Annotated in this window: 4 protein-coding genes; 3 read left to right on the forward strand and 1 reads right to left on the reverse strand. The window is 66.7% G+C overall.

Translation table 11 applies throughout. The annotated features are described in order from the left end of the window. The first annotated feature begins 9 nt into the window (after nt 1-9). On the forward strand, nt 10-2811 hold the full coding sequence (locus C8D93_RS20145) for a conjugal transfer protein TraG N-terminal domain-containing protein (protein WP_281269332.1): 2802 nt from the start codon (nt 10-12) through the stop codon (nt 2809-2811). Nucleotides 2812-2813: 2 nt separating this feature from the next. On the opposite strand, the gene C8D93_RS20150 is transcribed toward C8D93_RS20145, so the two are convergent. Next, the gene (locus C8D93_RS20150) at nt 2814-3134 is read right to left on the reverse strand and encodes a hypothetical protein (RefSeq protein WP_110267073.1); all 321 of its coding nucleotides are present in this window, start codon (nt 3132-3134) and stop codon (nt 2814-2816) included. Between the two features lie 68 nt (nt 3135-3202). Between C8D93_RS20150 and C8D93_RS20155 the strand changes: the two genes are divergently transcribed. Together C8D93_RS20155 and C8D93_RS20160 are read left to right on the forward strand one after the other, a co-directional pair. After that, on the forward strand, nt 3203-3505 hold the full coding sequence (locus tag C8D93_RS20155; protein WP_110267069.1) for a hypothetical protein: 303 nt from the start codon (nt 3203-3205) through the stop codon (nt 3503-3505). A 424-nt stretch (nt 3506-3929) separates the two neighbouring features. After that, entirely contained in the window at nt 3930-4166 is a 237-nt protein-coding gene (locus tag C8D93_RS20160) for a hypothetical protein (protein ID WP_110267071.1), read from the forward strand. The last annotated feature ends 151 nt before the right edge of the window (nt 4167-4317 follow it).

Below are 4317 nucleotides of genomic sequence, written 5' to 3' on the forward strand. Positions count from 1 at the left end.
GATCGCAGCCTGGCGCAATACTTCAAGGACTGCGGCATGACCGCGATCGGGTCCGGCTACAACGGTGCGTCGATGGAACGCGTGATGCGTGGCGCGCCAGGCTGGGACCTGTACAGCGAGTATGCGAACTGGAATCACCCGTCGTGGCCGACGGTGTGGTTTCCGGACGGCAACGAGGGCGGCGTACCGGGCACTTGTGGCGAGGCCTGGAACTACCTGGAAGGTAAGCTCAACGGCTCGATCACGTCGACCATGCAACCGATGAAGCAGTCGGCCTGCGAGCAGGCGGGCTTCACCTGGTCGGACGCGACGGAGCGCGCCGCCTGCGATGCCGCCATGATCCGAGGCGCGCAGATGTTCGATCCGGGGATCGCGACATCGGAGACCTGGCTGCGTTCGATCGCGATGGGCAAGTCGATCTCGCTGGCGCTCAATGATCCGGACTTCAGTACCGGCATCAACACTCTGGTCGACCGGCAGATGATGTCCGAAGCCTTCGGCGCCAGCGAGGCCATGAACCAATGGATACCGCGCCTGCGCGGCATCATGATCGCGATCGCCGTCGGCGTCGCGCCGATCTGTCTGCTGTTCGTGGCGACGCCGATGGTGATGCGAGCGCTGTCCGTCGTCGCCGGGCTGTTCATCTGGCTGGCCCTATGGGGCATTTGCGATGTGATCGCAGTCCAGATGCAGCAGGACGCAGCCTTCGACGCCTTCACCGAGGTCAAGCGCCACGCTTTGGGCTACCAGGCGATCATGAATGCGCCGGAGGGCGCCGTGGCGGCCCTAGGCGTGTTCGGTAAGGCGCGCACGATGGCGATGGTACTAGCCACCGTGCTGACCGGCGGTCTGTTCAAGCTGGCCAGCAGCTACGCCTTCACGTCGATGGGCCAGCAGTGGCAGGGCGACTTCAACCAGGGCGGCGAAGCGGCCGGCAAGCAGCGCCTGCAGATCGAGCAGCAGGCCGCCCTGCAGGAACAACTCTACAGCGCCCCTGGCACGATGGGGCGCCTGCAGCAGTTCGGCTATGACGCCAACGTCGGGGCGTCGAGCTTCGGCGCGCAGCAGAACCTTGCGCAGTTCGACTACCTGGCCGGCGTGTCCGGTGGCGACACCGGCAGGCTCGCCTATCAAGCCGGCGAGATCTCCGCCGGTCAGACGCTGGGCAACGTGGTCGGGCATCAGGAGATCGCTGGCGGCCTGCAAGCGCCGCTGGGTGCGGCCAGCGCGGCCGTGACGGCCGCCAACACGTCGCGATCAGGTGGCAGCGCCATCGGTTCGCGCGAGCGCGCCGGCGACGAGCTGTACGGCATCGGCAAGACTGAGGGTACGGCCGGTGTGGCGCGCACCGAGGTCGAGCGCGATCTGTCGGCCGGCTTTGCCGGCGCCACGGAGGGCGATCGCCTCAAGGCGTTGACGCGGCAGCGAGAGTCGTCGACGGCGGCGATGAGCGCCGAATCGGGGTTCGAGCCTTCGCGCGCGCAGGACTTCTATGCGTTCGACTTCGCTCGCGGGTTCGCCTATCGCGAGACGGCGGGCGATCTCGGTGTGTCGCCGGAGCTGCTGGGCCGTGCCGAGGGCACCAGCGGTGCTGCTCACGCCGTGGCGACCGAGCGCGTCGCCGACAGCCGTGGCTTTGATGCGATGGCCGCCGGCGACCAGTTCCGCATGACACAGACCGCCGTCGCCGGCACGACGGCGCAGCGCTTGGGTGGCGTGGACGAGATCGGAGGGCGCATCGCCCAAGTCGACACGACAGGCCAGGCGGCACGCGCCGAGATGCGCCAGAAGATCGCGGACTACTTCGCGCCTGGCGCGGGCATCGAGGGCCTGCGCGAAGCGGAGATGAAGCACGCGGGCTTGTGGAACGGCTCGGTGAGCGGCGCGGCTGCGGACCGGATGATTGCGGGTGCGCTCGAGCGTGGCGCCATCGACGATGCGCAGGCCGACGTGCTGCGCCGGCAGCTCGACGAGCGCGGCAGTGTCGGTCTGGCGGCGACCTTCGATCAGCACGGCGACCCGGTGAACTGGAGCATGAGCGGGATCGCGTCCGGAGACTTCGGCTCGACCGTGGACACGCGCTACCGGCGAATGGACAGCGTGGAGGCGGGACATTCGTACGCGGCGCTCGAATCAGCGCATGGCGGCGCGGCGCTGCTTGACCCCGGTCACGTGGAAGCACTCATGCAGCGCGCTTTTCGCCTCGATGGCAGCACGGACCAAGCCGCGCTCGCGGCCTTTGGCCAGGGCTACAGCGGTGCGCTTGAAGCGCGTGGCTTCACGATCAGCGGGCAGTCGGCTGAGGACTTCCGATACGGAATTGCGGGCAATGCGTTCGGGCAGCTCGAGGGAAGAGCGGGCCTTGGAACCCCGTCGTTCCTCCCTGCCTCCATCGCCTTCAACGCCAGTGGAGGTCTTCGGGCAAACGCAGATGTCGCCAAGGGCTGGTCGGATACGAACACGATCGGTACGAACGAAGGCTTGCTGTTGACGCAGGCCCTGGGCGCCAACGCGATCGAGCAGGCCAAGCAGGAGTACATCCGGGAGAACGGTTCGCTCCCGGCGACCGATGCGCCCGAGCACCGCGAGGCCGCGCAGGAGGTCTACACCCGGGCCGGCGAACTGTTCCGTGGCGACTTCGAGACGCTGGCGACTTCCGGCAAGGAGAACACAGAGTGGGCGCGCAAGGGCAACGAAATGCTCGAAGACGCTGAGAAGCTGCTGGAGCGCTCCGAGAAATTCAGCAAACCGGATGCAGAAAGCCCGAAGCCGGGAAGCCCTGACTTCGGGCGGGATTGGAGGCTGCCGTGAGTTCAGCGATCCCGCGACGTTCGCATATGCCAAGGGCTGCCCGGCCCCCAGCTGTGCCAGTCGTCGCCGCTGAGCGGACCGGAGTGGTTGTATTCGGGCTTACGCCATGCAAGAGGCAGCCCCTTAGCTCGCGCATAAGCGTGCAGACCCGCAAAGAGCGCGATGACGAACGCCGGCGGCACCAGGAACAGCAGGCCGATCATCTGCAGCGGGAAATTGAGCGCGAGCACGGCCGCAGTCGGTGCAATGAGACCGGTAACGACAGCGATCGCCGCGAGGTGCTTCCACGGCTTCGGTGCGGTGAGCTGTTCGGTCTGTTCCATGACGGGCCTCCCGTTTCGCATGCGAAACGCTGTGAGGGCCATTTTACTTCACTCCGAGGGTCACGCCTATGAATTCGATCACTTCTCATCGCTGGCAGGACGGTCGCTGCTCGCTCACTTTGCAACTTGCTCCCGATGATCTTGTTGCGCTGTTTCGCGGGCTTGAGCTTGTGGGGGATCGGATGGGTCGCCGTCTTCCCCGGCAGCCGCGTCTTGGGCCGGACGAGTACCCCGAGTTCAACGATTACATCGAGGCGAACGGTGTAGCGGCCGAGCCGCTGGTTCGTCTTCGGAATTTGATGGTGGAACTTCGCGCGGTGGCGCGTGACCAGGCGCTCGATCTGATATCGCCGTGCATTCGGTCGGCATGACAGTGATGCCACTGCGGCTTGCGCGTGTCGCAGGTCGAGCGATCGGTCTGGGCCACGCGCGGTGCGCGCCGGGCTTTCGTGCTGCGCATCGAGCCGCTTGGCGTCTCGACCCTGCGGGCTTCAATCCCTTGTCCAGAAGCATCGTCAGACCAAGCCTGCGGCTTCGTCTGTCGCCCCAGCCGGGACACCGCGGCGCGGTCGCCGCCGTGTCCTGGTTCGGTCGCTCCGCGGGTGGGTTGGGTGCCACGCGCTGTGCGCGCGTCAATGACCGCTCAACGCCTCGCCGACGACCGCGAGCCGATGAGCCGCTGCGCGGCCCCAGCGGGGCGGTCATTGACCCGTGCTCGACACGCGGCCGATCGGTCCCCGATCGCAAGCGCGGCGGACCTCTGCCGCACTTGCGGCCAGGACCCAGGAGACAGCCATGAGCAACGTGCGTGACTTGCAGGTGCATCGAATCGAGATTCGGACGCAGCGGCACAAGACGGGGTGGACGTACTTTGTCGACGTGGACAACGCCGGGATGTTCGAGACGGACCGGACGTACATCACGCGCTCGGCGGCGCTCGATGCGGCAGCGCTGCGACTAATCCGGGAACTGCCGGTGCTGTTCGAGCAGGACCTGATCGAGCGTGTGCCGTGCCAGCTTCGGAGTGCGTGATGGCGACCGAGAAGGATCGAGACGGCGACCACGACGCGCCCGAGACAAGGCATCGCGTTGCGGCTGCATCGAAGGCACTGCGAGGCATGACCGAAGCCATTGCAGGGTCGCGGACGTCTGGCGGGAGCGATGGCCGATCTGGACAAGCGCC

It is taken from the genome of Sinimarinibacterium flocculans (assembly GCF_003201205.1).
Taxonomy (GTDB): Bacteria; Pseudomonadota; Gammaproteobacteria; order Nevskiales; family Nevskiaceae; genus Solimonas; species Solimonas flocculans.

Bases quoted from the DNA above. Each gene is read 5' to 3' on its own strand.
- C8D93_RS20150 (WP_110267073.1), bottom strand. From the start codon at position 3,134: ATGGAACAGACCGAACAGCTCACCGCACCGAAGCCGTGGAAGCACCTC.
- C8D93_RS20155 (WP_110267069.1), top strand. From the start codon at position 3,203: ATGAATTCGATCACTTCTCATCGCTGGCAGGACGGTCGCTGCTCGCTC.
- C8D93_RS20160 (WP_110267071.1), top strand. From the start codon at position 3,930: ATGAGCAACGTGCGTGACTTGCAGGTGCATCGAATCGAGATTCGGACG.